Origin of the sequence: Microcystis sp. M49636_WE2 (genome assembly GCF_030065375.1) — a bacterium.
In the GTDB taxonomy this organism is placed as follows: domain Bacteria; phylum Cyanobacteriota; class Cyanobacteriia; order Cyanobacteriales; family Microcystaceae; genus Microcystis; species Microcystis aeruginosa_C.
On the sequence record NZ_JASJFG010001043.1, the window covers coordinates 1 to 1,887 of the forward strand.

2 protein-coding genes are annotated in these 1,887 nt (G+C 44.3%); one reads left to right on the top strand and one right to left on the bottom strand.

The features are described 5' to 3' along the window. The coding region (locus tag PX484_RS24020) for an IS30 family transposase (RefSeq protein WP_288105938.1) at nt 1–580 on the top strand (580 nt) is incomplete at its 5' end. 319 nt (nt 581–899) lie between these two features. On the opposite strand, the gene PX484_RS24025 is transcribed toward PX484_RS24020, so the two are convergent. Next, nucleotides 900–1,887: anthranilate phosphoribosyltransferase family protein (locus tag PX484_RS24025; protein WP_288105942.1), on the bottom strand; the 988-nt coding region annotated here is incomplete at its 5' end.

The window sequence follows — 1,887 nt, forward strand, 5'->3', positions numbered from 1 at the left end:
AGGAAAAAGAAAGAGTCGAAATGGAGCAAAAAGTAAGCGTGGAGGGATTCCGGGGCGTGTAGATATCAGCGAGCGACCAGCAATTGCTGACCAGAAAACTGAAATCGGTCATTGGGAAAGTGACACAATGATTGGAGGCAATCATCTAGGAGTTCTTGTTACATATATGGACAAAGCCTCGAAATTTTTAGTAGCAGGATTAGCTAAAAACAAAACCGCATCGGAAATCAATAGAGTCACAGAAAAACTTTTCCAAGAGATTCACCCTGACAAAAAAAAAACCTTTACTTGTGACAAGGTTAAAGAATTTTGTGGACATCAAGAGTTGAGTCAGAAACTAGGAGCAGATTTTTATTTTGCTACTCCTTATCATTCGTGGGAGAGGGGATTAAACGAGCATACCAATGGACTGTTAAGACAATTTTTCCCCAAGGGAACGAATTTTAAAATCGTTAAGCCAGAGGAGGTGGAAAGAGCCGTAAACTTGATTAACAATCGTCCTCGAAAATGTCTTGACTATCGTACCCCGAATGAGGTATTCTATAAAGATAGATCAGACAGTGATGCAATTCAGACTTGAATTGGCCTATTGAGGAAATGACCAACAGGCTCAAAGAAGGGTTAAAATCTCCCGATAATTTCACTTCTGCTCAATTTGCAGCCACCATGATTGAGGGATCGCCCAAAGTTAGATTTGTCGCACGGGGTTAGATTTGTTGGGTAATGTCTTTGGGCTTTTTGAAAATCAAAAAGTACCAGATATAGGAGTGATCGGGGGGGGATAATTCAGCTACTTTTTCCCTGAAAATTAGGTAATTGACCCCCTCAAAATCGGTAAAACCCTACACCCCACACCCCACACCCTACCCCCAGGAAAAACTTTTTGCCGCAGACCCTATCTATGGCTGATTTTCCAGATAATTACAGATTTGTTCTAATTTAGCCAGAGCTTTTCCTGACTGTAAAGATTGTTGTGCTTGCTGGAAACCGGTGGGGATATCTGGGGCAATTCCACAGCGCCAAAGATAAAAACCACCGTTAAAAATTGCCGCATCGGTTAATTCATTATTTTCTCCAGCTAATAAACCCTTTAATTTAGCGGTGAGCATCTCTAAAGATTCGAGGGGATAATCCGAAGGACAGAAGCCATAATCGCGAGGATTTAGGAAAAATCGCTGAAAGGAAGGGGGATCGGTGGGATTTCCCAGACCAATAATCGCCGTCCGATTACAGGCTAAATCACAACTCCCCTCTAATCCTTTCACGGTGGTGAAGTGAGAGATATTTCTCAGGGCAAAAGTTTCGCGAAAACGATCTTCGGTGGGGGGATGAACAAAACCCGATATTTGATGAATATTACCGACCAAAGGCGACCACATTAACTCTACCGTGGCCATGGGCGGACGTTTACCGATTTGCTCCCGATAAGTAACAAAATTCTCTACTAGGGGAAAATGGCGCGGAATATAGAAAAAAGTCAATCCCGTGGTGATTAAACAGTCTTTCACTGCTGCTAAGGATAATTGACTAAAATCTGCTCCTAATTGCTGCCAGATTTCCCTGAGAGAAATACCGTATTTAGTCGGCATTCGATCGCCCCCGTGCAGGACTACAGGAACCCCCGCCAACCCTAAGATTAAAGTAGTGATCGGAGTAACCGGGGCAGTGCGAGAGCGTCCATCGTAGGGATTGCCAAAAATAGTGATCGGATGCTGAAAAGAGGCTGATTCTAGGGTTATTTGCGGGCCAAGCTCGGCGTAGGCATCAAGCATTCCCGCTAACTCATCGCTGGTGGGGCGTTTAATGCGATGGGCAATCATGAAAGCACCGATTTGGGCCGGGGTTGCCTCTTGGGTTAACATCATCTTGGTGGCCATTGCCGCTTCG